Source organism: Kocuria sp. CPCC 204721, assembly GCF_040980945.1.
In the GTDB taxonomy this organism is placed as follows: domain Bacteria; phylum Actinomycetota; class Actinomycetes; order Actinomycetales; family Micrococcaceae; genus Kocuria; species Kocuria marina.
On record NZ_JAVKPO010000009.1, the window covers coordinates 1 to 25,758 of the forward strand.

Consider the following 25,758-nt stretch of genomic DNA (forward strand, 5'->3'; position numbering starts at 1 on the left):
AACCAAAAACAAAAAACTTTGGTATCAACAAACTAGACACACTATTGAGTTGACAAACAACAAACCACACCACCAGACCCCTCACCAGGGCCACAACGGTCGGTTGCGCAATCGAGCCGCTCGGGGCCGATCGACGATTTTGGTAGCTGCCTCTCGGATCGAACCTCTTCGGTCCGCCGCGAAGCGACTCATCAAGCTTAGTTCCGCGTTGCTCGGCGTGTCAACTTGACTGTTCAAGCCGATTCGCTTCGCGCTGCCGAATGCCAGGTAACCATAGCATGAACGAGGTCCGACATGTCGGGCTGATCTTTGCTGGTCACCCCGCGGCTCCGGTTCCTTCTCGGTTCCTCGCCGCGGCGACTCGGAATACATTACACACGAGCCGGGACCGGCGCAAAACGCTGGCCCCGGCTCGCGGGTGCTCCGCCGTGCGGCGGTTCCGGGCGTCCATGCCCGGGGTACGTGACCAGGGGCCCGACGGGGACCCGGTGCCCGACGATCAGCTCCCGACCGTGACGGCTGCCAGGTTCTTCTTGCCCCGGCGCAGCAGCGCGAACCGACCGTGCAACAGGTCGTCCGCGGTCAGGGTGGCGTCCTCCCCCGAGAGCTTGCGGTTGTTGACGGAAGCACCGCCCTCCTTGAGCGTGCGCCGCGCGGCGGACTTGGATTCCGCCAGGCCCGTGGCCACGAGCAGATCCACCACGGCGTGCTCACCCGGTGCGACCTCCGCGTGGGGCAGCTCTGCCGCGACCGCCGCGAGCGTGTCTTCGTCCAGGTCCTCGAAAGAACCCTTGCCGAACACGGCGGCGGACGCCTCGATCGCCTTGCGCGTGGCCTCGGGCCCGTGCACCAGGGTGTTGATGTCCGAGGCTAGGACCTTCTGGGCCTCACGCCGGAAGGGTTCCTCCTCGGTGAGACGCTGCAGTTCCGCGATCTCCTCGCGGGTGCGGAAGGTGAAGACCTTGAGTCGATCCGCCACGTCCGCGTCCGCGGTGTTGAGCCAGAACTGGTAGAAGGCGTAGGGCGAGGTCAGTTCCGGATCCAGCCAGATGGCATTGCCCTCCGACTTCCCGAACTTGGTGCCGTCCGAGTTGGTGATTAGCGGCGTGCCGATCGCGTGCACCGTGGCACCCTCAGCCTTGCGCACCAGGTCGGTGCCGGAGGTGAGGTTGCCCCACTGGTCGGAACCGCCGGTCTGCAGGACGCAGTCGTACTGCCGGTACAGGTTGAGGAAGTCCAGTCCCTGCAGGATCTGGTAGCTGAACTCGGTGTAGGAGATCCCCTCTTCCGAGTTCAACCGCTTGGCCACGATGTCCTTCTTGATCATGGTGCCCACGCGGAAGTTCTTGCCGATGTCCCGCAGGAAATCGATCGCGGACAGCTGGGACGTCCAGTCCAGGTTGTTGACCATGCGCGCGGGATTGTCCCCCTCGAAGGACAGGAACCGTTGGACCTGTTCGCGCAGCAGGTTTACCCATTCGGCCACGGTCTCGCGCGAGTTGAGGACGCGTTCCGAGGTCTGCCGCGGATCACCGATCAGCCCGGTGGATCCGCCGACCAGACCGATCGGGTGGTGTCCCGCGAGTTGGAGTCGCCGAAGCAGCAACAACTGCACCAGGTGTCCCAGGTGCAGGGAGGACGCCGTGGGGTCGAACCCGCAGTAATACGTGATGGGACCACCGTCGAGCGTTTCCTGCAGGGCCTCCGCATCCGTGGAGACCTGCACGAGTCCGCGCCAGTTCAGCTCCTCCCACAGGGAGGAGAAGGACGGATCGTTGTGCTGGGTGCTGAGATCGGTGGTTGACACGTGGACTAAGTTATCAGGCCGCCGTGGGGTCCCCGGCGCCCGGTTCCCCGGGTTGCGGGGTGATCCCGTCGGGCAGTCCGTGGGCCGCCACGAGGTACAACCGCTGGGTGGGACGGGTCATGGCCACGTACAGATTTCCCGGGCCCCCGGCGGGGTCGTCCGCGATCTCCGTGGGTTCCACGACCACCACGGAATCGAACTCGAGGCCCTTGGCATCCCACGGGGTGAGCACCATGATCCGCCGGTCCAGGCTGCGCATGCCCGCGGCCACGAGCCCCGGGAAGGCCTCGTCCAGGGCCTTACCCACCGCGGCCAAACGTCCCCCGGGACACACCACTCCCACGAGACCCCCGGCGAGCCGCTCCAGTTCGCGCCGCACCTGCGCCACGATCTCCGCGGCCAGCTCCGCCTCGACGGCCACCGGCACGATCACGGGCGGATCGCCGCCGCGCACCGCCGTGGGATCGGAGACCGCGATCCCCGTAGCCTGCGCGACCCGCACCGCGGCGTTGGCGATCGGTTGCGGGGTGCGGTAGTTGACCGTGAGTTCCTCGAGCGTGAAGCGCTCCCCCACGAACGGCTCGAGCGCCTCGTCCCAGGTCCGAGCCGCCGCCGCGTTCCCCGCCTGGGCGATGTCCCCGACCACCGTGAAGGACTTCAGGGGGCACCGGCGCATGAGCACGCGCCACTGCATGGGCGAGAGTTCCTGCGCCTCGTCCACGACTACGTGCCCGTACGCCCACGTACGGTCCGACGACGCCGCTTCGGCCGCCGTCATCCGGTGCGGCGCCTCAGCGTTGAAAGACGTGAGCTGTTCGACCGTGACGACGCCCTGGGCACCGATGTCCTCGAAACCCTCCGCCATGGCCTCGAGCGCCTTCTGCGCCGATTCCTGGGCCTTGCGCTCCTCGAGCGAACGGTCTCCGCGCACCTTGATACCGGCGGACTCGAAGTCGCCCAACAGTTCCGCGGCCTCGTCCAGCAGGGCGACGTCGGGTACGGTCAACGGCGCGTCGACGGGCCGCAACAGGCGCGAGACCTGGGCGTCCGAGAGCCGCGGGGCGGCGGAGCGCAGGTAGTGCTCCTTGGCGAACAACTGAGCCACGAGTTGCTGGGGTGTCAAGGGCAACCACAGCAGGTTGAGCGCGATGCGTACCTCTCGGGACTGTCGCAGGTCCTCCTTGAGGTACGAGCGGTCCATCGTGGTCCCGGCCTTCTCGTTGAGCTCGTCCCCGAGGTTCTGGGCGAGCTCCTTGACGATGACCTTCACGAACGTCTCGCGGGCCTCGTTGTGCGGCTTGCCCGTGGCGCGCGCACGCTCCCGGGCCCGGCGCACGAGCGAGGGTTCGAGCCGCACGCGGTGGCCGTCCACGGTGAGCCACTGCGTGCGCTCGGGAACCTTCTCCCGGTCAGCAACGGCGCGCTTGATGACGTCCACCATGTGCAGCCCGGACTTCCAACGGGTCACCCAGGGGTCGGTCTCGACCGTGCCGTGCACACCCGGATAGAGGTCCGCGAGGGACGACATCACCACGCCGGTCTCCCCGAGCGCCGGAAGCACGCGTTCGATGTACCACAGGAACGACGACGACGGACCCACGATCAGCACACCCGACTTGGCGAGCCGCTCCCGGTGTTCGTATAACAAGTACGCGGCACGGTGCAGGGCCACGGCGGTCTTGCCGGTACCCGGGCCACCCTGGACCACGCGCACCCCGGACAGCGGGGCGCGAATGATGCGGTCTTGTTCGGCCTGGATGGTGGCGACGATGTCCGTCATACGGCCCGTGCGCTCGGAGTTCAGGGCCGCGATGAGCGCGCCCTCGCCGTGCACAACCTCGGCGTCGGAGACGGCACCCGGATCCAGGACGTCGTCCTCGAGGGCGGTGACGTCCCGCCCGTCCATGATGAGGTGGCGTCGACGCACCAGGTCCATGGGGTTGGCGGCGGTGGCCTGGTAGAAGGCCCCGGCCTCGCGGGCCCGCCAGTCCAGTACGAGCCGGCGGTGGTCCTCCGTGGCTAGTCCGAGCCGGCCCACGTAGTGCCGCTCCCCCTCGGTGGTGTCCAGGCGACCGAAGACCAAACGTTCATCCACCGAGTTGAGTTGGGTGAGGCGGTCCTCGTAATGCGTGGCGAATGCGTCACGTTCGGAGCGCGCCTGGTGTCCCCCGCCGAAGTTCGTGGTCCGGACGCGGCGCAACTCGTCCGCATTGAGTTGCCGCAACTCGTCCAACCGGGCGTAGGCCTCGGCGACGTAGCGCCGTTCCTCCCCCAGTTGCCGGGACACCTCCACGGATGCGGATTCCTCCACGCACTTCACCTCACGCACACTGCCGACGGGTCCGGTCGCTCAACCGGCGATCGTCTATCCTACCGCTCGATCCGCGCGACTCCCCCGTCACACGCGCAACAGTGCGCGCACGCGATGCCCACCCAGTTGGGCCCGGCCGCGCAGCGCAGTCAGCTCCATGATCACGCCGAAACCCGCGACGTTGTACCCGCCGCGCGTCAACAACGACGCCGTGGCACCCAGGGTCCCGCCCGTGGCGAGGACGTCGTCCAGGACCAGGACGCGCGAACCGCGGGGAGCGTCGTCGGTGTGGATCTCCAGGGTGCCCGTGCCATACTCGAGGTCGTAGGCCTGGGAGATGGTCTCCCGCGGGAGCTTGCCCGCCTTGCGCACCGGGATGATCCCCACCCCGGACGCGTACGCCACGGCCGCGGCGATCATGAATCCGCGCGCCTCCACACCGGCCACGCAGTCGTACTGGCCGCGGAAGGCGTCCACGAGCGCGTCCACGGTGCGCTGGAAACCGTCCCCGTCCGCGAACAGGGGCGTGAGATCGCGGAAGAGCACCCCCGGCTCGGGATGGTCGGGGATCTTGGCGCACAACCGGTCGATCATCTGTTCCACGGATTCAGTCACCGCTCCATCGTATCCGGCGCACCGCGCGGCGGGCGGTGCGCTAGCGCGTGCGGCGGCGTTTGACGGTGGCCTTGCGGTACGGGGAGACCGTGGGCTCGCCCGGCAGTGCGTAGCGCCACGGGTACGCGTCCGTCCCGCCCTCCCCGGACACGCCCGTCCGGGCCGTCACGACGACGTCGCTCGCGGGGCGTTGCGCCAGGACCAGTCCGGCCCACGTGTCGTCACCGCGCCGTTCGACCTCCTCGCGCGCCCGGGCCACGGGATCGGGGGCGATGCCGAGATCGGCGAGCGCGGCGCCGTCGTCGTCGCGGGTCAGTGCGAGGGCTTGCGCCACGTTGCCGGGCCCGCGCGCGAGCGAGGCGAAGGCCGGTTCGGAACTGCGGTTCGCGAGCCTGCGCTGCGTGGCCACCTCGGTGCCCAGCACGACCTCGCCCGAGCGGATCAGGACACCGCCACCGACGCCCTCGGGCCGGCACACGAAGTTCACCGCGTGATGCAGCCCGTACGTGAAGTACACGTAGACGTGCCCGGGCGGGCCGAACATCGAGGCGTTGCGCGCCGTGCGACCCCGGTAGGTGTGTGCCCCGGGATCCGGCAGGTCCGAGTCCTGCGGGCCGCCATAGGCCTCGACCTCGGTCAGCCGCAGCCCCACCGTGCCCCCGGGGCGCGCGCACACGAGGACGGCGCCGAGCAGCCGGGGAGCGACGTCGGGGGCCGGGGCGAGGAGAAGCTCGTGCAGTCCGGCCGTCACGAGACGACGGGCTCGCGCGCGGCGAAGGCGTCCAGCTCCGCGAGCTGCCGTTCGAGCTCGGTGAGCTGTTGGGCGACCGCGTCCGGCGCGGTGCCGCCCTGGGAGTTGCGCGAGGACAGGGAGCCCTCGACCGTGAGCACCTCGCGGACCCCGGGCGTGAGGTGCGGGGAGATCGCAGTGAACTGCTCGTCGGTCAGGTCCCACAGCTCGATGCTCTCGTCCTCGCACACGCGCACGGCCTCCCCGGAGATCTCGTGCGCCTCGCGGAACGGGACGCCCTGGCGCACGAGCCACTCGGCGACGTCGGTCGCGAGCGCGAAACCCTGCGGGGCGAGCTCGGCGAGGCGCTGCGTGTGGAACTCGAGGGTCGCCATCATGCCCGTGACGGCGGGCAACAGCACCTCGAGCTGGTCGATCGCGTCGAAGACGGGTTCCTTGTCCTCTTGCAGATCCCGGTTGTACGCGAGCGGCAACCCCTTGAGGGTCGCGAGCAGACCCGCGAGGTCACCGATCAACCGCCCGGCCTTACCGCGCGCGAGTTCCGCGACGTCCGGGTTCTTCTTCTGCGGCATGATCGATGAGCCGGTCGAATAGGCGTCGTCCAGGGTCACGAACGAGAACTCCTTGGTGGCCCACGTGGTCACCTCCTCGCTCATCCGGGAGACGTCCACGGCGGCCATGGCGCACACCCACGCGAACTCCGCGTAGACGTCCCGCGACGCGGTGCCGTCGATCGAGTTGAACACCGCGGAGTCGAAGCCGAGCTCGGCCGCCACGGCATTGGGGTCCAGGCCCAGCGACGATCCCGCGAGCGCGCCCGAACCGTACGGGGACACCGCCGCACGGTTGTCCCAGTCGGCAAGCCGCTGGACGTCCCGCAGTACCGCCCACGCGTGGGCGAGCAGGTGGTGGGACAGCAGCACGGGCTGGGCGTGCTGCAGGTGGGTGCGCCCGGGCATGGGGGCGTACGGGTGGCGCCGCGCCTGCTCCACGAGGGCTCGCACGAGCTCCAGCAGGTTGCGCGCGATGATCGAGGCGTGGTCGCGCAGGTACATCCGACCCAGGGTCGCGATCTGGTCGTTGCGGGAGCGACCCGCGCGCAGCTTGCCGCCCAGGTTCGCCCCGGCGCGTTCGATGAGCCCGCGCTCGAGGCACCCGTGGACGTCCTCGTCCGACGGCGACGGCGCGTACGCCCCGCTGCGCACGTCCGCCTCGAGCCGGTCGAGTGCGTCCAGCATGCCGCTCAACTCGTCCTCGCTCAACAGGCCGGCCGTGTGCAGCACGCGGGCGTGGGCGCGGGACCCCGCGATGTCGTACGGCGCCAGACGCCAATCGAAATCGGTGGACTTGCTCAGCGCGGCGAGGGCGTCCGCGGGCCCGCCCGCGAATCGACCGCCCCACAGGGCGCCCTCGTTGGTTCCGTGCTGCTCGTGCTGGGCCATGATGCTCCTCGTGGACGTCGTGGGACCGTGGATTGCCGGGCACTCACCCGGCGCGGGGAACGGCCGGGCTCCAGTCTAGGAGCCCGGCCGTTCGCGATGATGTGGTGATCACCCGCGCACCGGGGCGCGGGAGACGGATGTCAGCCCTCGGCGAGGCCCTGCTCGCGGCGGGAGGCCACCTTGGAGGACATCCCGAACAGTTCGATGAACCCGCGGGCGTTGGACTGGTCGAAGGAGTCACCCTCGTCGTACGTGGCCAGGTTGAAGTCGTAGAGACCCGTGGACGAACGCCGCCCGGTCACGGTAGCCCGGCCCGCGTGCAACTCCATGCGGATGTCACCGTTGACGTACTTCTGGGTGTCCTCGATGAACACGTCCAAGGACTTCTTCAACGGGGAGAACCACTGGCCGTCGTAGACGAGCTCGGTCCAGCGCTGGCCCACGGTCTTCTTGAAGCGGGCCTGCTCGCGCTCGATCGTGACGTTCTCGAGTTCCTTGTGCGCGGCGATCAACGCCATGGCACCCGGGGCCTCGTAGATCTCGCGGGACTTGATGCCCACGAGCCGGTCCTCAACGATGTCGATCCGCCCCACACCCTGGGCACCCGCGCGGCGGTTGAGCTCCTGGATGGCCTGCAGCGGCGTGACGGGCTTGCCGTCGAGCGCCACGGGCACGCCCTGCTCGAACGTGATCACGACCTCGTCCGCGGCGGGCGGGAACGTGGGATCGTCCGTGTAGTCGTAGACGTCCTTGGTGGGCGCGTTCCAGATGTCCTCGAGGAACCCGGTCTCCACCGCGCGGCCCCACACGTTCTGGTCGATCGAGAAGGGGTTCTTCTTGGTCGTGGCGATCGGCAGGTTGTTGTTCTCCGCGTACGTGATGGCCTTCTCACGGGTCAACGCGAGGTCACGTACCGGCGCGATGCACTTGAGTTCGGGACCCAGGGTCTGGATGCCCACCTCGAAGCGCACCTGGTCGTTGCCCTTGCCCGTGCAGCCGTGGGCCACCGTGGTGGCACCGAACTGCTTCGCGGCCTTCACGAGGTGCTTGACGATCACTGGGCGGGAGACGGCCGAGACCAGGGGGTAGGAGTCCATGTAGAGACCGTTGGCCTTCAACGCGGGCATGCAGTACTCGCTCGCGAACTCGTCACGGGCGTCCGCGACGTACGCCTCCACGGCACCGCAGTTCAGGGCGCGCTGACGCACGGTCTCGAGGTCCTCGCCACCCTGCCCGACATCCACGGCCATGGCGATGACCTCGGCACCGGTGGCCTCACCGATCCACCCGATGGCCACGGACGTGTCCAATCCGCCCGAGTAGGCCAATACCACGCGATCACTCACGGTGCTTTCCTCCACAACTGCTCGACGACGCCGACTACGCGGGAGTGCCCCGCGGCTCATGCATGACTATACACAGCAATCAGTATTTATGCATCGAGGGTCAGTTCGCGCTTGAGGATCTTGCCCGTCGGGCCTTTGGGCAGCTCGTCCGTGACGCGGTAGATGCGGGGGTACTTGTACTTGGCCACCCGTTCCTGCACGAACGCGTCCAGCTCTTGCGTGAGCGCCTCGCGGCCCTTGGACTCGAGCACCCCGGACTCGAAGACCACCACGGCCCCGACCTCCTCGCCGTGCTTCTCGCTCGGGACCCCCAGCACCGCGGCCTCCACCACGCCGGGGAACTGGTAGATGGCCTCCTCGACCTCGCGCGGGTACACGTTGTAACCGCCGCGCAGGATCATGTCCTTCTTACGGTCCACGATGAAGAACGCGCCGTCCTCGTCCTCGCGGGCCATGTCACCGGTGTGGAACCAGCCGCCGCGCATCGCGTTCTCGGTGGCTTCGGGCTTGTTCCAGTAGCCCTTCATCACGTACTGCCCGCGCACCACGAGCTCACCGACCTCGTTGGTGGGGACCTGCTGGTCGTCCCCGTCCACCACGCGCAGCTCCGCACCGCGCACGGCCGTGCCGATGGAGCCCGGCTTGCGCTCGTTGCCCGGCTGGTTGAAGCACACCACCGGCGAGGTCTCGGACAGCCCGTACCCCTCGAACACGGTGGTGTTGAAGACCTTCTCGAACTTGACCATGACCTCCACAGGCATGGGGGACCCTCCGGACACGCCGGCACGCAGGTCCACGCCCTCGACGGCCTGCGGGTCCTGGTTGGCCTGGTGCAGCAGGGCCACGTACATGGTGGGGACCCCCGCGAAGATCGTGACACCGTCGCGGCGCAGGATCTCCAGGGCCTTGCCCGGGTGGAAGCGGGGCAGCAGAGTCACGGCCGCACCGCTGCAGATCACGCCGTTGAGCGCCACCGTCTGGCCGAACACGTGGAAGAAGGGCAGCCCACCGAACATCACGTCCCCGTGGTGCAGGTTGAACACCTCGCCGGAGACCTCGGCGTTGGTGAGCAGGTTGTGGTGGGTCAGCTCCGCCCCCTTGGGGCGGCCGGTGGTCCCGGACGTGTAGAGCAGCACGGCCGTGTCCGAGTCCTGACGCTCCACGACGTCACGGTCGGGATCCACACCCTGGAGGCGCTCCACCGTTCCGCGGGCGCTGATGGGCAGCACGTTGAGGCCCTCGATCTCCTCGGCCGCCTTCTGGCTGGCCTGCGCCATGTCCTCCCACGCGAGCACGAAGGAGCACCCGGAGTCCTGGAAGTGGTAGGTGAGCTCTCGGGGCGTGAGCAGGGGGTTGAGGGGGACTACGATGCCGCCGGCGCGCAGGATCGCGTAGTACAGCACGGCCATGTGCGGCACGTTGGGCAGCACGAGGGCCACGCGGTCCCCCGGTCGGATGCCGTTGGCCTTGAGCAGCGCCGCGCCGCGGGCGGAGAGATCGTCCAGCTGCCCGTAGGTCATGTGCAGCTCGTCGAGAATGATCGCGGGATCGGACGTGTACTGGGCGGCCGAGGTGGTGAGCAGGGTGGCCAGGTTGGTCATGGGTCCTCCAGAAGACGGTGTGAGTTCTAACACGTGATACTGCCCGTATCGGATATTCGAGTCAAACGTCGACCCCGCCCGGATTCCGCGTGCGACACTAGACAGCGCCGCACGCGACGAGCCCCGGCCGCCGCTCTCCGCAATCCCGTCAATTCGTTCCCGGGCCACGGGCCGTGGCCCCCGCACAGGAGGATCCCCCGTGACCGACCAGCACAGCAACGCGCAGAGCCCCCAATTCACCGAGGCGGAGCTGGCCTACGTCTCATCCCTGTTCGATGCCGCCCGCAACGGCGACACCCAGCTGCTGAGCTCTGCGCTCGACGCCGGGGTGCCGGTCAACCTCACGAACAGCAAGGGGGACACCCTGCTGAACCTGGCGGCGTACCTGGAGCGCGAGGAGACGGTGGCCATGCTGCTCGCCCGCGGCGCGGACACCGAGCGCGTGAGCGACATGGGCTTCACTGCCCTGGTCTGTGCGGTGTTCCGCGGCAACGAGCCCATTGCCCGCGCGCTGCTCGAGGCGGGGGCGGGCCAGGCCACGGGTCACCAGCACGCACAGGACGTGGCCCGCGTCTTCGGCCAGGAGCACCTGCTGCCGCTGCTGGAGAGCTACGAGACGCGCGAGGCCTGAACCGGGCGGACGGCACCTGCTCTTCCAGGGGCTGGGGGCCCACCGCCGGGAGGTGGCACGGGCGCGGACGGCGCGCGGGCGGCGTCGTCCGCGTGCCTGGTGGGCGCGCTCAGCGGGCGAGGTCCAGGAACTTCCGCGCGAGCTGCTCCCCGCCCTGGGGATCCCGGCTGACTACCATGATGGTGTCGTCCCCGGCAATGGTGCCGAGCACCTCGGGGAGCAGCGAGTGGTCGATCGCCGAGGCGAAGTACTGCGCGGCCCCGGGCGGGGTGCGCAGGATCACGAGGTTGGCGCTGCCCTCGGCCGTCACGAGCAGCTCGCGGCACAGTGCGGCGAGCTTGGCGTCGGTGCTCTCGCGGGTGACGCCGCTGGTCGGGGACCGGTCCACCCCCGCCTGGGGAACCGCGTAGACCATGCCCCCGCTCGCGGAGCGCACGCGCACCGCCTCGAGTTCCACGAGGTCCCGGGACAGGGTCGCCTGGGTCACCTGGATGCCGTCCGCCGCGAGCAGTTCGGCCAGTTCGGCCTGCGAGTGGACGTCTCCTCCGGTCACAAGTTCGAGGATCCGGGCCTGGCGCGCCGTCTTGGTCGTGGGGATGCTCACCGTGCCTCCTCGCGGCGCAGGGCGGCGGGCAGGTCCGCGGCCAGTCCCGAGGAATCCAGCAGGAACGTGAGCAGGGCCTTCTGCGCGTGCACCCGGTTCTCGGCCTCGTCCCACACCCGGGACGCGGGGCCGTCGATCACGTCCGCGGCGACCTCGAAGCCGCGGTAGGCGGGCAGGCAGTGCAGGAACACGGCGTCGTCGGCCGCGAGCGCCATGGCCTCGGAGGTCACGGAGTACGGCGTGAAGATCTGCGCGCGCTCGGTTTTCTCGCTCTCCTGGCCCATGGACACCCACGTGTCGGTGACAACGGCGTCCGCGTCCTTCAGCGCCTCTCTCGCGTCCGTGGTCACGAGCACCGAGCCGCCGGTGAGCTCGGCGCGTTCGCGGGCCGCGGCGACGACGTCCTCGCGCGGCAGGTAGCCTTCCGGTCCGGCCACGCGCACGTGCATGCCGGCCGTGGCGCAGCCGAGCAGGTAGGAGTTCGCCATGTTGTTGGCGGCGTCCCCCAGGTAAACCAGGGTGCGCCCGGCCACGTCCCCGAACTCCTCGCGCAGCGTCAGCAGGTCCGCGAGGATCTGGCACGGGTGGTAGTCGTCGGACAGGGCATTGATCACCGGGACGTCGCTGAACTCGGCCATCTCCTCGAGCCCGGACTGCGCGTACGTGCGCCACACGATCGCCGCGAGCATCCGGGAGAGCACGCGGGCGCTGTCCGCGACGGTTTCCTTGTGGCCCAGCTGGGACTCCCCCGGGTTGATGATCAGCGGGTTGCCGCCCAGGTCGCTCACCCCGGCCGCGAACGAGACGCGGGTGCGGGTGGAGGTCTTGTCGAAGATGATCCCCACGGTCTGCGGACCCGCGAGCGGGCGGCGGGAGAACCGGTCCGCCTTGAGCGCGGCGGCAAGGTCCAGGACCCCGGACTGTTCCTCGGGGGTGAGATCGGTGTCGACCAGGAAGTGACGGGGCACGGGGGATTCTCCTTCGGGTGTGGTGCTGTCCGGGGCTCAGCGGGCGCGGACGGTCTCGAGCAATTGCGGCAGGGCCTCGACGAACGTGTCCGCCTGCTCTGCGGTGATGATGAGAGGCGGCGCCAGACGCAGCGTGGTGGGTCCGGTGGCGTTGAGGATGAATCCCGCCTCGCGCGCGGCGGCGACGACGCGCTGGGCCATGGGGCCCCCGGTAGTCCCGGCGTTCTCCGCGTCCTCGGTGTTCTCCGCGACGAGGTCCACGCCGACCAACAGACCGTACTGGCGGACCTCCCCCACCCCGGGGACCTCCCGCAGCCGTTGCGCGAGGTGGGCTCCCACGTCCCGGGCGTTGTCGAGCAGGTTCTCGTTCTCGAGGGTCGTGATAGTCGCGAGTCCCGCGGCCATCGCCAGGGGGTTGCCCCCGAACGTGGTGCCGTGCTGACCCGCTCCCAGTAGGGCCGAGACCTCCGGTCCCGCCGTGAGCATGGCCCCCACGGGGAACCCGCCACCGAGCCCCTTGGCGAACGTCACAGCATCCGGGAACTCACCCCGGGGCAGCTGGGCGGTGGCGGCGAGCCACGCGCCGGTGCGGCCCATCCCGGACTGCACCTCGTCCACGATCAGCAGTGCACCGTGCTCGCGCGTGAGCCTGCGGGCCAGTGCCAGGAACCCCTCGGGTAGCCCGTGCACGCCGGCCTCACCCTGGACGGGTTCCACGATCACCGCACTCACGGTGTCGTCGAGTTCGCGCTCGAGGGCCTCCGCCGTGGCCGGGATGTGGGTGACCCCGGCGGGCAGCGGTTCGAACGGTTCGCGGTAGGCCGCCTTGGCCGTAAGTGACAGGGATCCCATGGTCCGGCCGTGGAACGAGTTCTCGAGTGCGAGCACACGCGTCCGGGGCCGACCCTGCGCGTCCGGGTGCGCGCGGCCGTGGCGGCGCGCGAGCTTGAACGCGGCCTCGTTCGCCTCCGAGCCCGAGTTCGCAAAGAACACGTGGGAGCCCTCGGGCGCCCCAGTGACCTTGAGCAGTTTCTCGGCCAGGTGGATACTGCCCGGGGACGTGAATAGGTTGGAGATGTGCGCAAGGGTTCTCGCTTGCTCCGAGACCGCCCGCACCCACGCGGGGTGCGCGTGACCCAGGGCGTTCACCGCGATCCCCGCGAGCAGGTCGAGGTACCGCTTGCCGTTGGCATCGGTGACGTGCACGCCCTCGCCCGACACGAGCACGAGTGATGGATCCCCGAACACTCCCAGAAGGTGTTCCTTGTACTCCCCCAGCAGTTCGTCCTGGTTGCTCATGAGTGCTCAACTCCGTCCGGTGTGACCTCTGTGCCGATACCCGTGTCCGTGAAGATCTCCAACAGGGACGAGTGCTCCGTGCGCCCGTCCACGATGCTCGCGCGCGGCACACCGCCGTCCACCGCTCGCAGAGCCGCCCGCATCTTGGGGATCATCCCCGATTCGAGCTCCGGCAGCATCTCACGCAGTTCCGCCGCGGATAGGGACGAGATCAGCGACGAGCGATCCGGCCAGTCCGCGTAGAGCCCCTCGACGTCTGTGAGGGCCACGAACTTCTCCGCGCCCAGGGCCACGGCGACCTCGGCGGCCGCCGTGTCCGCATTGACGTTGAGGACTTGCCCCGTGAGCGCACCCCGCCCCGCGGCGTCGTCGTCCGAATCCGCGAGCTCCGGGGCGATCGAGGCGATGACCGGGATCTTGCCGATGTCCAGCAGCTGCTCGACCGCAACCGTGTTGACGCGCGTGACGGTACCGACGAGACCGAGGTCCAGGGGCGCGCCGTCGGACCCGGTGCGCACGCGGCGCGCCTGCAGCAGCCCCGCGTCCTCGCCGGACATGCCCACCGCGTACGGGCCGTGGGCGTTGATCAGGCCCACGAGTTCCCGCCCCACCTGCCCGGTGAGGACCATGCGGATGACCGACATGGCCTCGGGCGTGGTCACGCGCAGACCGTCCTTGAACTCGGACGGGATGTTCAGGGACTCGAGCATCGCGCTGATCTGCGGGCCGCCGCCGTGGACCACGACCGGGCGGATGCTCACGTGGCGCAGGAAAACCATGTCCTCCGCGAAGGCGCGCCGCAGGTCGTCGTTGATCATGGCGTTGCCGCCGTACTTGAAGACCATGGTGGATCCCGCGTAGCGCTGGATCCACGGCAGGGCCTCCATGAGAGTCTCCGCCTTCGAGCGGGCCGTCTCGTACCTGGTGTTATCGCTGAGTCGTGACATGGTGGGCGCGCTAGCTGGAGTAGGCGCTGTTCTCCTCGACGTAGTTATGGGTGAGGTCGTTGGTCCACACGGTCGCGCTCGCGTCCCCGGCCTTGAGGTCAATGAGGACGTCCACAGCGCGCGACGCCGCGAGGTCCACGCCCTCGCGCGGATCACCGATTGCGCCGTTGCGGCACACCGTCACGCCGTTGATGGTGACGTCGATCCGGTCGGGGTCGAACTGGGCGTCCGTGGTGCCCACCGCCGAGAGCACACGCCCCCAGTTGGGGTCGTTACCGAACACCGCTGTCTTGAACAGGTTGGAGCGGGCCACCGTGCGGGAGACGTCCTCCGCCTCGGTCTCTGTGGCCGCGCCCACCGTGGTGATCGCGATGTCGTGGGAGGCACCCTCCGCGTCCGTGATCAGCTGCTGCGCGAGGCTGTGGCACACCGCGGTCAGTGCGTGCGTGAACTCCCCCTGGTCCGGGCGCTGCGCCGAGGCACCGGAGGACATCAGGACCACGGTGTCGTTGGTGGACATGCACCCGTCCGAGTCCGCGCGGTTGAACGTGACACGGCACGCCTCCTTCAGAGCGAGCGAGAGCTCCTCCGCGCTCAGGACGGCGTCGGTCGTGAGGACCACGAGCATGGTGGCCAGCCCCGGTGCGAGCATGCCCGCCCCCTTGGCCATGCCGCCCACGCTCCACCCTGCGCCGCTCACGCAGGCCTGCTTGGGGACGGTGTCCGTGGTCATGATGGCCTCCGCGGCCTCCGCCGCGGCACGCTGCCCGGGTGCGAGCGCGGCCACGACGGCCGGGACCCCGCCGCGCACGACGTCCATCGGCAGCTGCTCCCCGATCAGCCCGGTGGAGCACACCAGAACGTCCCCTGCGCCGATGCCCAGCTGCTCACCCACCAGCTCGGCGGTCTCGTGGGTGTTCTGGAAGCCCTGCGGGCCGGTGCACGCGTTCGCCCCGCCCGAGTTGAGCACCACCGCGCGGGCACGGCCCTGCCGGATCACCTCGCGGGACCAGTGGACGGGGGCGGCGGCCACGCGATTGCTGGTGAATTGGGCGGCCGCGGCGTCGTCGGGCCCGGTGTTGACCACCAAGGCGAGGTCACGGCCACCCGACTTCTTGAAGCCGGCCACCACGCCAGCGGCGCTGAAACCGGCCGCGGCGCACACGCCGGAGTCGGTGCTCACGGGGACGTCGGGAAAGGGGTTGTGCGAGGACATCGCAGCTCCTGGTTCGGACGGGCGGTCGAGCGGGGACCCGGGATTCACGGTGCCACGCCCTGCGCGGCGAGGCCCGAGGTCTCGGGGAGGCCGAGGGCCAGGTTGAGGGACTGCACGGCGGCTCCTGCCGTCCCCTTGGTCAGGTTGTCGATGGCCGCGCTCACCACGAGCCGCCCGGCGTGCGGGTCCACGGCCAGCTGCAGCGCCATGTGGTTCGAGGCTTGCACCGACTTGGTGGTGGGCCACTGCCCCTCGGGCAACAGGTGGACGAACGGCTCGCCGTCGTACGCGGCGCGGTAGGCTTCCCGCACAGCTTCCTCGGTCGTGCCCGGGCGCAGCGCGGCGGTGGCCGTGGTGAGGATGCCGCGGGGCATGGGGGCCAGGGTGGGGGTGAACGAGATCCGCACGCCTTCGCCTGCCGCCCATCCCAGCCCCTGTTCGATCTCCGGGGTGTGCCGATGCCCGCCGCCGACGCCGTACGGGGACATCCCCCCCATCGTCTCGGCACCGAGCAGGTGAGGTTTCAGGGCCTTGCCCGCGCCCGAGGTCCCGGACGCGGACACGATCACGATGTCCTGGGGAGACACCAGTCCCGCCGCCAGCGCGGGTGCCAGCGCGAGCAGCGATCCCGTGGGGTAGCAGCCAGGGACGGCGATCCGGGTGGCGCCGGGCAGGTTCTCTCGCTGCTTGCGGCCGTTCGGGTCCACGAGCAGCTCGGGCAGCCCGTAGGGCCACGTGCCGGCGTGGTCTGATCCGTAGAACGCTCCCCACGCTTCGGCGGACTCGAGCCGGTGGTCCGCCCCGGCGTCGATCACGACCGTGCCTGCGGGCAGCTGCTCGGCCAGCGCCGCGGACTGACCGTGGGGCAGGGCCAGGAACACGACGTCGTGACCCGTGAGGTTCTGCGCGGTGGACTCGACGACATCCCTGTCCGCGAGCGCGTGCAGGTGCGGCTGGAGCGCCCCGAGCTTCTGCCCGGCGGAGGAGTGGGCCGCCACGGTGGCGATCTCGATGTCCGGGTGCCCGCACAGCAGACGGAGCACCTCTCCCCCCGCGTAGCCGGTGGCGCCTGAGACTGCAGCGGTGTAGGTCATGGGCTCCACCATACCGTATTCCTATACACTCCACTCAATATTTATGCATAACGCGTTCCAAATCTCCGCGCGGGTGACCGCCCGCCCCGACGTGCACTGCCTTGTGCCGGGAGGTGCCGCAGCGCGAGACTGACGGGGACGCCGTCGTGCCCCTCTGCGAGCACGGCACCCCGCTGCGAGGAGGAACTGACCATGAGCGAGACCACGATGCAGGCGATCGTCGCGCACGAGCCCGGTGGCCCGGAGGTGCTGCGCCCGGCCGAGGTGCCCGTCCCCAAGCCCGGCCCCCGGGAGGTCCTCGTGCGGACCGAGGCCACCGGTGTGAACTTCATCGAGACCTACCAGCGCTCCGGCGTGTACCCCGTGGACTTCCCGTTCACGGCAGGCTCAGAGGGCACCGGCGAGGTCGTGGCTGTGGGCTCAGAGGTCACCACCGTGCGGACCGGTCAGCGCGTGGCAACCTCCGAGGCCACCCGCACGTACGCGCAGTTCTTCACGGTGGAGGAGGACAAGGCGCTACCCGTGCCGGACGGCATGGACCCTCAGACCGCCGGTGCGCTGCCCCTGCAGGGACTCACGGCGCACTACCTGGTGCGGTCCACGTTCCCCGTGCAGCCCGGGCAGACCGCGGTGGTCACGGCGGCCTCCGGCGGTGTGGGCGGGCTGGCCATCCAGCTGCTCAAGCGCATCGGCGCCACCGTGATCGCGCTGACCTCCACCCCGGATAAGGCCGCGACGGCCAAGCGCCTCGGCGCGGACCACGTGCTCGGCTACGAGGGCTTCGCCGAGCGCGTGCGCGAGCTCACGGACGGCCTGGGCGCGGACGTGGTCTATGACTCTGTGGGCCGTACGACCTTCGACGAATCCCTCGCGGCCACCCGCGTGCGCGGGACCACCGTGCTCTTCGGGGGCTCCTCCGGCCAGGTGCCCCCGCTGGACCTGCAGCGGCTCAACAGCTCCGGGGCGCTCTACGTGACCCGCCCGTCCCTGGCTTACTACACGCGGGACCGGGACGAGCGCACGTGGCGCTGGGGCGAGCTCATGGACGCCGTGACCTCCGGGGGCCTCGAGGTCCGGGTGGGCGCCACCTACCCGCTCGGCGACGCCGCCGCCGCGCACCGCGACCTCGAATCCCGCGGCACGCAGGGGAAGCTCCTGCTGTTGCCGTGAGACGACACCGCCCCGTGGGTCCGGGAGCCCACGGGGCGGTGCGCCACAGGCTTGCGCCGGAGCGGAGATCTAGGTGCCTGCCCGCACCCCGCGGTGCACGCGGCGCGCACCCCAGGCCGTGAGGCCGATGCAGAACAGCGCGCCCACCCCGAGTGCCGCGGCGCGGACCCGCTGGCCGGTGACCATCGAGTCCGTCACCCCGCTGTCCCCGTAGGAGCCGGGTTCGCCCGTCTCCACGACCGTCAGGTGACCGTTCTGCTCCGCGAGCAGGGCGTCCACCTCCCGCAGGAAGTCGGAGTCCTGGACACCCGTCTGGGTGCCGCGGAACGTGATCTGGTTCCCCTCGGTCTTCTTGACGGGATCGTCGAGCCGGTTGTCGAACGGGTAGCGTTCGGTCAGCTCGTTCTTGGGCATGATGCCCGCGTAGATCCCGTTGTAGTCCTGGGTCACGAGGTCCTTGGTGAGCGTCTGGTACGTCCCGGAGACGACCATCGACTCCCCCGCCCACTCCTCCAGCCGGGAGGCCTTGTCGAAGGACAACGCCGAGGCCAACCCCAGCGCCAGGGTCACGACTGCCCCCAGCAGCACGATGAGGACGATCCACCATCCTCGGGCACCACCGGGTCGTGTCTCCTGGTCGTGCTCGTCGAAATCGATGAGTTCCTGGGTGTCGTGGCTCACGGTATGACTTCTCCTGGCTGGTGGGGGGGTGATCAGCTTCGGATCTCAGCGCCGTGCTCCCTGTGGGCCGCATCCACCGCGTTCTCACGGGCGTGGGAGGCCTCGTCCGCGGTGAGGGTACGGTCCGCGGCCCGGAACCGCAGGGCGATCGCCACGGACTTCTTGCCCTCGGGGATGCCCTTGCCCGCATACACGTCGAAGACCTCGGCGGCTTCGAGCAACTCGCCCGCTCCCCGACGCACCGTGGTCAGCAGGTCCGCCGCGGGGACGCTCGCGTCCACCACGAGTGCGACATCCTGGGTGGCCGCGGGGTAGCCCGAGATCACCTGGGCGGTGACCGCCGAGGCCTCACGATCGAGCAGCGCGGACAGGTCGAGTTCCACGGCGCACGTGCGCTCGGGCAACCCCTGGGCCGCGACGAGCTTGGGGTGCAGCTCTCCCGCCATACCGATCACGGCGCCGTCCTGAGTGCTCAGCTGCGCGGTGCGCCCGGGGTGGAACGCGTGATGCGAGCCCTGGGTGACCCTCAGCTCCACGCCCACGCTGCGTGCGGCGAGCACGGCGACGTCGAGCGCGTCCTGCCAGTCCAGGGTGCGCGGCGCAACCCACGGGCCTGCAGCGGCGTCGTGCCCCGTGAGCACCGCGGCGAGCCTGCGCGGCTGGTCGGGGACGGCGGCGTCGAGCCGTTCGAGCTCCGGAGCGGCCGGGCGCACGCCGAGCGGCGGGATGGGCTGGGTGTCCGGGGTGTAGCCGTCCGCGAGGAACACGTGGCCCATCTCGTAGAGGGCCAGGTCCCGCAGTCCGCGCGAGTGGTTGCGCTTGAGCACCCCGAGCAGCCCGGGCAGGATGCTCACCCGCAGCAGGGACTGGGCCTCGCTGATGGGGTTCGCGAGCTTGATCGACGCCACGTGCTCACCGTCCGCGCTGCCCCACAGGTCGTTGTCCGCCTGGGACACGAACGGGTAGCTGAGCACCTCGGTGAGCCCGGCGGCCGCGAGCGTGTTGGCCACGCGGCGTCGCGCGGCCTGCGAGCGCGTGAAGCCGCGCCCGGGAGGCGCCACGGGGAGGCGATCGGGGATCTTGTCGTAGCCGTCCAGACGCGCGACCTCCTCGACGAGGTCCTCCTTCTCGAGCAGATCCGGGCGCCACGACGGCGGGACCACGGTCCAGCCGTCCGCGGTCTCCGTGACCTCGGCGCCGATGGCCACGAGGCTGCGCTCGACGACCTCTGGAGAGTAGTCCACTCCAACGCGCGCCGCAGGGTAGCCCGCGGGCAGCTCGATCGCGGCGGGGCGGTCCGTGTGGTCCACGTCCGTGACCCGCCCGGAGTCCGTGCCGCCGGCCAGCTCCACGAGGAGGTCGACGACGCGCTGCGCAGCAACCGGTGCGAGCTGCGGGTCCACGCCGCGCTCGTATCGCTTGGACGCCTCCGAGGGAAGCTTGTGTCGGCGGGCGGTGCGGGCGATCGAGACCTCGTCGAAGCGCGCGGCCTCCACGAGCACGCGCGTGGTGTTCTCCCCGACCTCGGTCGCGGCACCGCCCATGACGCCGGCGAGGCCCACGGGACCGGACTCGTCCGCGATCACGAGGTCCTCGGTGTTCAGCTCACGGGACTTGTCGTCCAGCGTGGTCAGCTTCTCGCCGGCCCGCGCACGGCGCACGGTAATCCCGCCCTGCAGGGTGTCCGCGTCGTAGTTATGGATCGGCTGGCCGTACTCGAGCATCACGTAGTTGGAGATGTCCACGGGCAGGCTCAGGGAGCGGATCCCGGCCAGGCGCAACCGCGACACGAGCCACTGCGGGGACGGGATGGATGGATCCACGTTCTCCACGATGCGCACCGCGAAGCGGTTGCACCCGGCGCGGCCATGGATCGGGGCGTCGTCGGACACGGTCACGGGGAACCCGTCCTCGGTGGACGCGGGCACCCGCGGCGCGAGCTCCGCCACGGGATCCGTGAACGGTGCGCGCACCGCGTGGCAGTACTCGCGGGCGATCCCGCGGATCGAGAACGCGTACCCGCGGTCCGGGGTCACGTTGACCTCTGCCGCCGAGTCGTAGAGACCCAGCAGCTCCAGGGCGTCGGAGCCGATCTCGGGGTCCAGCCCGATCCGAGACAGCACCAGGATGCCGTCGTGGTCGTCGCCAATGCCGAGCTCGCGCACGGAGGCGATCATGCCTGCCGAGATGTGGCCGTAGGTCTTGCGCGCGGAGATCCGGAAGTCACCCGGCAGCACCGCACCCGGAAGGGCGACGACCACCTTGTCACCTACCGAGAAGTTGTGGGCACCGCAGATGATTCCCTGGACGCCCGAGGGGTCGATGCCCTTGCCCGTCAGCGTCTGCTCATGGCCCTCCGGCACCACGCGCACGGAGCACCAGTTCACGGTCTTCCCGTTGGAGTGGGTCTCGGGCTCCATGGAGAGCACCTGGCCCACCACGATCGGACCGGAGAGGGAGTCGGAGGGGCGGTGGACGTCCTCCTCCTCAAGACCCACCTTCACGAGGGTGGCCAGGACGTCCTCCGCGGTGGCGTCCTCGGGAACGGGCGCGTACTCACGCAGCCATGACAAAGGAACTCGCATTGCTCTAGATCTCCATCCCGAAGTGTTCGCTGAAGCGGACGTCGCCCTCGACCATGTCGTGCATGTCCGGGACGTTGTTGCGGAACATCAGGGTCCGCTCGATGCCCATGCCGAACGCGAACCCCGAGTAGCGCTCGGGGTCGATCCCCGCGGCCCGCAGCACGTTGGGGTGCATCATGCCGCAGCCACCCCACTCAATCCACCGCGGTCCGCCCTTGGCTGTGGGGTGCCACACGTCCAGCTCCGCGGAGGGTTCGGTAAAGGGGAAGTAGTTGGGCCGCAACCGGATCGCGGCCTCCGGGCCGAACATGGTGCGCGCGAAGTGGGTGAGGGTGCCCTTGAGGTCCGCCATGGACAGCCCTTCGTCCACGGCGATGCCCTCCACCTGGTGGAACACGGGGGTGTGGGTCGCGTCCAGTTCGTCCGTGCGGTAGGTCTTGCCCGGGCACACCACATACACCGGCAGCTCGCGCTCCAGCAGCGAGCGCATCTGCACCGGCGAGGTGTGGGTGCGCAGCACCAGGTGTGACGACGGCGGGTCCACGAAGAACGTGTCCTGCATCTGCCGCGCCGGGTGGTCCGGCTTGAAGTTCAGCGAGTCGAAGTTGAACCACTCGTGCTCGAGCTCCGGTCCCTCCGCGACCTCCCAACCCATACCCACGAAGATGTCCCCGATGTGGTCCATCAGGTTGGTCAAGGGGTGCCGTCCGCCCAGCCGACGACGCCGCGTGGCCGCCGTGACGTCCACCGCTTCCTCCACAAGGATGCGGGCATCCCTCTCCTCCTCGAGCACGGTGGCGCGTGCCGCGAGCGCCTTGTTCACGCGTCCGCGGGCCTGCCCCACCAGCTTGCCCGCGGTGGCCTTGGCGGCCTTGTCCAGCCCACCGATCGCACGGTTGGCCAGCGCCAGCGGGGATTTCTCCCCCGTGTGGGCCAGGCGAACGGTCTTCAGCTCGGAGAGGTCGGCGGCGGCCTCGATCTCACGCAGTGCGTGCTCGAGGGCGGCCGTCACCCCGGCCTCGTCGGTGGGGTCCACCGCGGCGGACGGTGTGGTCTCGGACATGGTTTCTCGCGTTCCTACTGGCGGACGGTGTTCTCACGAGCTCGCTCCCCCGGTGGGTGAGCCGCTGTTCGTGCAAATGCCCGCAGCGTGGCCGGTGCGGGCAGGGTCAGTCTAGTGGAGGACCCATGGCGTCCGCTGACCCGGCGGGGTCATGGGGCGAGCTGTCCCAGCAGTGCCCGCACGATCGGAAGGTCCGCCGGGATCCACGGCAAGGCCAGTACGGCGTAGGGGTCGCTCGACGGAACCCACCGCACGGCCAGGTGATCGGTGCCCACCACGGGTGTATCCGCAGTGGTTCCGGTCCACACTCGCATCGCGGCCTTCTCGGACAGTGGCCATCCCTGAGCATGGGGGCCTGAGATTTCAGCCAGAAGCTCCACCCGCACCGACAGCTCCTCCGCGCATTCGCGCACGAGTGCGTCCTCGGCGCTCTCCTCCGGTTCCTGCTTGCCGCCCGGGAACTCCCACAGCCCGCGCAATGTCTCGGGGTAGGCGCGCTGGGCGGCGAGGAACGCGGTGGGGTGATGTGCGTCGTCGAGCAGGGCCACCCCGACCACCTGGGTCCGGAAGCGCGCGGGCAGATCGGAAGTCATGGTGTTCAGTGTGTCACCGACAATTCGGACAGCGCGGAGAGAGAAGCGTCAGCGATCGAAAATCCGGCGCTGGGCTTGCGCCGATGCATACAGACACACGGTCGCGGCGGTGGCCACGTTGAGCGATTCGGCGGCCCCGTACAGCGGCACCGCCACAGACAGATCCGCGGCCGCGACCTCCGCTTCCGACAGTCCCTGCGCCTCATTACCGAACAGCCACGCGGTGGGCTGCTCGAGGGGATACGCCACGTCCCCCGAAGAAATGCCCGCGGCGCGCAGCATCGCGGCGTCGGCCAGCTCGGAGACCGTCATGGAGGCATAACCATCCGCGGCGAGCACACCCATGCCGTGCTCACGAGCCGCCGCGACGACCGCGGCGAGTTCCATGCCCGTGAACACCGGGACGTGAAACAGCGACCCCGCAGAGGAGCGCACGGATTTCGGGTTGAACGGGTCCACGGTGCCGGGAGTGCACAGCACGGCATCTGCGCCGGCGGCGTCCGCGGTACGGATCACGGTGCCGGCGTTACCCGGGTCCTGCACCCGGACCAGCATGCCCACCAGGCGTGCGGCACCGAGGGCGCGAGCGGCGTCGTCAGAGGAGCCCGATGCCTCAGACGCGTCCAAAGCAGAGGAAGGGAAGCGGCACACCGCCAGCATCCCCTGCGGCGTGACCGCATCGGTCATGGCCGCGAGTACCTCCGGGGTGACCGCCCGGACGAACGCGTCACCGCGGTCGGCGACCGCGGCAAGATCCGCAGCGATCCCCGGATGCCGGTCGAGCTCCTGCAGGGTCACGTACACGGCATCGAGCCGCGGCAACCCGGGAGCGGGAGAATCCGCGAGCGCGAGACGGACCGCCTCGCGCACGTTCTGCGGGCCCTCGGCGCGGAACAATCCGCGCTTGGAACGCATCGAGCGCCTGGTCAACGCGGCCACGTCCTTGACCCGATCGGCTCGGGGGTTGGACAGCAACCGGTCCTCCAGGCGCTCGACGAACGTCACAGCGGCACTCAGGCGGCGGTGCGGGGCGCGGAGGTGTCCTCCGGCAGGGCGTCCTTGGCCACGCGGACCAGGGTCGCGAACGCGTTCTCGTCGCTCACGGCCAGCTCGGCCAGCATGCGACGGTCCACCTCGACCTCAGCGGCCTTCAGGCCCTGGATGAAGCGGTTGTAGGTCAGACCATTCGCGCGGGCGGCGGCGTTGATGCGCTGGATCCACAGCCGACGGAAGTCGCCCTTCTTCTTGCGACGGTCGTTGTAGGAGTAGGTGTACGAGTGGAGCATCTGCTCCTTGGCCTTGCGGTACAACCGGGACCGCTGACCGCGGTAGCCCGAGGCCTTCTCCAGAACTTCACGACGCTTCTTGTGGGCATTGACCGCCCGCTTCACACGTGCCACGTGCGTACTCCTAACGATTCGGTTCCGACCCCTGCCGGAACATGACTACCCGCCGCGCAAACGCGACGCTGACGAAATGGAAGAGGAAGGGCCTACTTGGCCAGCATCCGCTTGATGGCCTTGGCCTCACCCGGGGTGGAGACGATCTGGTCGCCCGCGAGACGGCGGGTCAGACGCGAGGACTTGTGTTCCAGGTAGTGGCGGCGGTTGGCCTGCTGGCGCTTGACCTTGCCCGAACCGGTGAGCTTGAAACGCTTCTTGGCACCGCTGTGGGTCTTCATCTTCGGCATGGTGACCGTCTCCTTTTACATCGACCGGTGGGGCACACCGGTGGGTCGCGACACACGGCCGCGACCACGCTGGTGTCGGGCGATCACACGCCCGACGCTGTCAATTCCTGTGCCGCGGTTACTTCTTGGCGGGCCCGGGCTTGAACGCCCCGGGTTTCGGTGCCGCGGGCTTGGCCGCCGCGCTCGGCGTCGCGGGTGCGGGCTTCGCGCTCGGCTTCGCGCTTGCAGCGGGCTTGGGGCTCGCTGCGGGCTTGGGTGACGACGTCGATGCGGTACCCGCCTGCGCCGCCGCCGGCTTGGCCGCTGCGACCTTGGCGTCCGCGGTGGCCTGCTGTGCAGAAGCCTCGGGCTGCGCCGGAGCCTGGGTGGCTTCGGTACCGGACGCCGGCGCCACGGTCTCCTGGACCTTGTCCTCCGCCGCGATGGGAGCGCTCTGCGAGCTCTCCGCCTGCACGGTGGCCGCCTGGCGCAGTTCCGCCGGGAACGCGTCCCCGATGGACTGGGTCACGGACTCGGCAGTAGAGGTGTCCACCCGCTGCTTGCGCTGGTTCTCGGACTGCGACGTTTCCCGCTGCTTCTGCTTGCGGGCCTCGGCCCGAGCCTCCGCTTTGTTCTTGAGCGGACCGATGACCATGACCATGTTGCGACCGTCCACGCGGGGCGCGGTCTCCACGACACCGACCTCGGCGACGTCTTCCGCGAGCCGCTCGAGCAGGCGCACACCCATCGCGGGGCGCTGCTGCTCACGACCGCGGAACTGGATCATGGCCTTGACCTTGTCCCCCGCGGAGAGGAAGCGCTTGGCGTGACCCACCTTGGTCTCGTAGTCGTGCGTGTCGATCTTCAACCGGAAACGCACTTCCTTGAGCACCGTGTTGGCCTGGTTCTTGCGCGCCTCACGAGCCTTGACCGCAGCTTCGTACTTGTACTTGCCGAAGTCCATGAGCTTGGCCACGGGGGGCTTGGCGTTGGGTGCGACCTCGACCAGATCGAGATCCGATTCTCGGGCCAGCCGCAGCGCGTCCTGCACGCGAACGATGCCGACCTGCTCGCCGCCAGGTCCGACCAAGCGGACTTCCGGGACACGGATTCTGTCATTGATACGTGGATCGCTAATGCCAAGCTCCTGAGTTCGTGGGTTTCCCCGTGGTTGGGTCCTGGACCACAACGAAAAACCTCCGCTGCGGCACGCGCGAGCGGAGGTAAGAACCACACAAAGACCGAGATGACACGACCGTTCTGAAAACGGCGTGGTCGTTCGGTCACGAACCCGGGCACCTTGTGCCGTGTGATCGCGTCACTCGGCGGGCGGCGGCGGGTGGGAGTCATCTCCGCTTGCACACT

At 69.5% G+C, this 25,758-nt stretch carries 23 protein-coding genes; 2 read left to right on the top strand and 21 right to left on the bottom strand.

What is annotated here, in order from left to right; translation table 11 throughout:
* Window positions 1-499: 499 nt before the first annotated feature.
* The 7 genes from tyrS to RF637_RS09330 all read right to left on the bottom strand — a co-directional run bounded on the left by tyrS (window position 500) and on the right by RF637_RS09330 (window position 9,873).
* Window positions 500-1,807 carry a tyrosine--tRNA ligase gene (gene tyrS / locus RF637_RS09300; RefSeq protein ID WP_085106716.1) on the bottom strand — a complete coding sequence of 436 codons (1,308 nt, stop codon included), beginning with the start codon at window positions 1,805-1,807 and terminating at the stop codon, window positions 500-502.
* Window positions 1,808-1,820: 13 nt separating this feature from the next.
* Window positions 1,821-4,118, bottom strand: a complete 2,298-nt coding sequence (locus tag RF637_RS09305; RefSeq protein ID WP_368844684.1) for an AAA family ATPase — start codon at window positions 4,116-4,118, stop codon at window positions 1,821-1,823.
* Window positions 4,119-4,205: 87 nt separating this feature from the next.
* The gene (locus RF637_RS09310) at window positions 4,206-4,733 is read right to left on the bottom strand and encodes an adenine phosphoribosyltransferase (protein WP_064845919.1); all 528 of its coding nucleotides are present in this window, start codon (window positions 4,731-4,733) and stop codon (window positions 4,206-4,208) included.
* A 40-nt stretch (window positions 4,734-4,773) separates the two neighbouring features.
* Entirely contained in the window at window positions 4,774-5,484 is a 711-nt protein-coding gene (locus RF637_RS09315) for a DNA-3-methyladenine glycosylase (RefSeq protein WP_368844685.1), read from the bottom strand.
* Entirely contained in the window at window positions 5,481-6,926 is a 1,446-nt protein-coding gene (gene argH / locus RF637_RS09320) for an argininosuccinate lyase (protein WP_368844686.1), read from the bottom strand. The genes RF637_RS09315 and argH overlap by 4 nt, the downstream gene beginning before the upstream one ends.
* A 140-nt stretch (window positions 6,927-7,066) precedes the next feature.
* The gene (locus RF637_RS09325) at window positions 7,067-8,272 is read right to left on the bottom strand and encodes an argininosuccinate synthase (protein WP_368844687.1); all 1,206 of its coding nucleotides are present in this window, start codon (window positions 8,270-8,272) and stop codon (window positions 7,067-7,069) included.
* Window positions 8,273-8,358: 86 nt separating this feature from the next.
* Window positions 8,359-9,873: a long-chain fatty acid--CoA ligase gene (locus RF637_RS09330; RefSeq protein ID WP_144932667.1), complete on the bottom strand. Its 1,515-nt coding sequence runs from the start codon at window positions 9,871-9,873 to the stop codon at window positions 8,359-8,361.
* A gap of 199 nt (window positions 9,874-10,072) precedes the next feature.
* Between RF637_RS09330 and RF637_RS09335 the strand changes: the two genes are divergently transcribed.
* Window positions 10,073-10,504 (top strand): ankyrin repeat domain-containing protein, encoded by a 432-nt coding sequence (locus tag RF637_RS09335; protein ID WP_085106711.1) that lies wholly within the window; start codon window positions 10,073-10,075, stop codon window positions 10,502-10,504.
* A gap of 109 nt (window positions 10,505-10,613) precedes the next feature.
* On the opposite strand, the gene RF637_RS09340 is transcribed toward RF637_RS09335, so the two are convergent.
* From RF637_RS09340 to argC, 6 genes are read right to left on the bottom strand one after another with little or no spacing between them, the layout of a single operon-like run.
* A complete protein-coding gene (locus RF637_RS09340; protein WP_064845925.1) occupies window positions 10,614-11,108 on the bottom strand; it encodes an arginine repressor in 495 nt (164 codons plus the stop codon).
* Window positions 11,105-12,076 carry an ornithine carbamoyltransferase gene (argF, locus tag RF637_RS09345; RefSeq protein WP_085106709.1) on the bottom strand — a complete coding sequence of 324 codons (972 nt, stop codon included), beginning with the start codon at window positions 12,074-12,076 and terminating at the stop codon, window positions 11,105-11,107. The genes RF637_RS09340 and argF overlap by 4 nt, the downstream gene beginning before the upstream one ends.
* Window positions 12,077-12,112: 36 nt before the next feature.
* On the bottom strand, window positions 12,113-13,375 hold the full coding sequence (locus RF637_RS09350) for an acetylornithine transaminase (RefSeq protein WP_368844688.1): 1,263 nt from the start codon (window positions 13,373-13,375) through the stop codon (window positions 12,113-12,115).
* Window positions 13,372-14,322 (bottom strand): acetylglutamate kinase, encoded by a 951-nt coding sequence (gene argB / locus RF637_RS09355; RefSeq protein ID WP_368844689.1) that lies wholly within the window; start codon window positions 14,320-14,322, stop codon window positions 13,372-13,374. The genes RF637_RS09350 and argB overlap by 4 nt, the downstream gene beginning before the upstream one ends.
* Before the next feature lie 10 nt (window positions 14,323-14,332).
* Window positions 14,333-15,538: a bifunctional glutamate N-acetyltransferase/amino-acid acetyltransferase ArgJ gene (argJ, locus tag RF637_RS09360; RefSeq protein ID WP_368844690.1), complete on the bottom strand. Its 1,206-nt coding sequence runs from the start codon at window positions 15,536-15,538 to the stop codon at window positions 14,333-14,335.
* A gap of 44 nt (window positions 15,539-15,582) precedes the next feature.
* A complete protein-coding gene (gene argC, locus RF637_RS09365) occupies window positions 15,583-16,632 on the bottom strand; it encodes an N-acetyl-gamma-glutamyl-phosphate reductase (RefSeq protein WP_368844691.1) in 1,050 nt (349 codons plus the stop codon).
* A gap of 192 nt (window positions 16,633-16,824) precedes the next feature.
* Between argC and RF637_RS09370 the strand changes: the two genes are divergently transcribed.
* On the top strand, window positions 16,825-17,802 hold the full coding sequence (locus RF637_RS09370) for a quinone oxidoreductase (protein WP_368844692.1): 978 nt from the start codon (window positions 16,825-16,827) through the stop codon (window positions 17,800-17,802).
* A 69-nt stretch (window positions 17,803-17,871) separates the two neighbouring features.
* Here the strand turns inward: RF637_RS09370 and RF637_RS09375 are convergent, their stop codons facing one another.
* The 8 genes from RF637_RS09375 to infC form a co-directional block, all read right to left on the bottom strand.
* Window positions 17,872-18,483: a hypothetical protein gene (locus RF637_RS09375; protein ID WP_368844693.1), complete on the bottom strand. Its 612-nt coding sequence runs from the start codon at window positions 18,481-18,483 to the stop codon at window positions 17,872-17,874.
* A gap of 32 nt (window positions 18,484-18,515) precedes the next feature.
* On the bottom strand, window positions 18,516-21,068 hold the full coding sequence (pheT, locus tag RF637_RS09380; RefSeq protein ID WP_368844694.1) for a phenylalanine--tRNA ligase subunit beta: 2,553 nt from the start codon (window positions 21,066-21,068) through the stop codon (window positions 18,516-18,518).
* A gap of 4 nt (window positions 21,069-21,072) precedes the next feature.
* A complete protein-coding gene (pheS, locus tag RF637_RS09385; RefSeq protein ID WP_064845938.1) occupies window positions 21,073-22,131 on the bottom strand; it encodes a phenylalanine--tRNA ligase subunit alpha in 1,059 nt (352 codons plus the stop codon).
* A 149-nt stretch (window positions 22,132-22,280) separates the two neighbouring features.
* Window positions 22,281-22,724: a (deoxy)nucleoside triphosphate pyrophosphohydrolase gene (locus tag RF637_RS09390; protein WP_368844695.1), complete on the bottom strand. Its 444-nt coding sequence runs from the start codon at window positions 22,722-22,724 to the stop codon at window positions 22,281-22,283.
* Window positions 22,725-22,772: 48 nt separating this feature from the next.
* Window positions 22,773-23,729 (bottom strand): RNA methyltransferase, encoded by a 957-nt coding sequence (locus RF637_RS09395; RefSeq protein WP_239318169.1) that lies wholly within the window; start codon window positions 23,727-23,729, stop codon window positions 22,773-22,775.
* 8 nt (window positions 23,730-23,737) lie between these two features.
* Entirely contained in the window at window positions 23,738-24,124 is a 387-nt protein-coding gene (gene rplT, locus RF637_RS09400) for a 50S ribosomal protein L20 (RefSeq protein WP_035963276.1), read from the bottom strand.
* A 92-nt stretch (window positions 24,125-24,216) separates the two neighbouring features.
* Complete coding sequence (gene rpmI, locus RF637_RS09405; protein ID WP_035963278.1) at window positions 24,217-24,414, bottom strand: 50S ribosomal protein L35; 198 nt, start codon at window positions 24,412-24,414, stop codon at window positions 24,217-24,219.
* 118 nt (window positions 24,415-24,532) lie between these two features.
* Entirely contained in the window at window positions 24,533-25,483 is a 951-nt protein-coding gene (gene infC / locus RF637_RS09410) for a translation initiation factor IF-3 (RefSeq protein WP_368844696.1), read from the bottom strand.
* Window positions 25,484-25,758 lie beyond the last annotated feature (275 nt).

What these genes read in the sequence shown, in the direction of transcription:
- RF637_RS09370 (WP_368844692.1), top strand. Translation starts at nt 16,825, where the DNA reads ATGAGCGAGACCACGATGCAGGCGATCGTCGCGCACGAGCCCGGTGGC.
- RF637_RS09350 (WP_368844688.1), bottom strand. Translation starts at nt 13,375, where the DNA reads ATGAGCAACCAGGACGAACTGCTGGGGGAGTACAAGGAACACCTTCTG.
- RF637_RS09390 (WP_368844695.1), bottom strand. Translation starts at nt 22,724, where the DNA reads ATGACTTCCGATCTGCCCGCGCGCTTCCGGACCCAGGTGGTCGGGGTG.
- argH (WP_368844686.1), bottom strand. Translation starts at nt 6,926, where the DNA reads ATGGCCCAGCACGAGCAGCACGGAACCAACGAGGGCGCCCTGTGGGGC.
- pheT (WP_368844694.1), bottom strand. Translation starts at nt 21,068, where the DNA reads ATGCGAGTTCCTTTGTCATGGCTGCGTGAGTACGCGCCCGTTCCCGAG.
- argJ (WP_368844690.1), bottom strand. Translation starts at nt 15,538, where the DNA reads ATGTCCTCGCACAACCCCTTTCCCGACGTCCCCGTGAGCACCGACTCC.
- pheS (WP_064845938.1), bottom strand. Translation starts at nt 22,131, where the DNA reads ATGTCCGAGACCACACCGTCCGCCGCGGTGGACCCCACCGACGAGGCC.
- RF637_RS09330 (WP_144932667.1), bottom strand. Translation starts at nt 9,873, where the DNA reads ATGACCAACCTGGCCACCCTGCTCACCACCTCGGCCGCCCAGTACACG.
- argB (WP_368844689.1), bottom strand. Translation starts at nt 14,322, where the DNA reads ATGTCACGACTCAGCGATAACACCAGGTACGAGACGGCCCGCTCGAAG.
- argC (WP_368844691.1), bottom strand. Translation starts at nt 16,632, where the DNA reads ATGACCTACACCGCTGCAGTCTCAGGCGCCACCGGCTACGCGGGGGGA.
- rpmI (WP_035963278.1), bottom strand. Translation starts at nt 24,414, where the DNA reads ATGCCGAAGATGAAGACCCACAGCGGTGCCAAGAAGCGTTTCAAGCTC.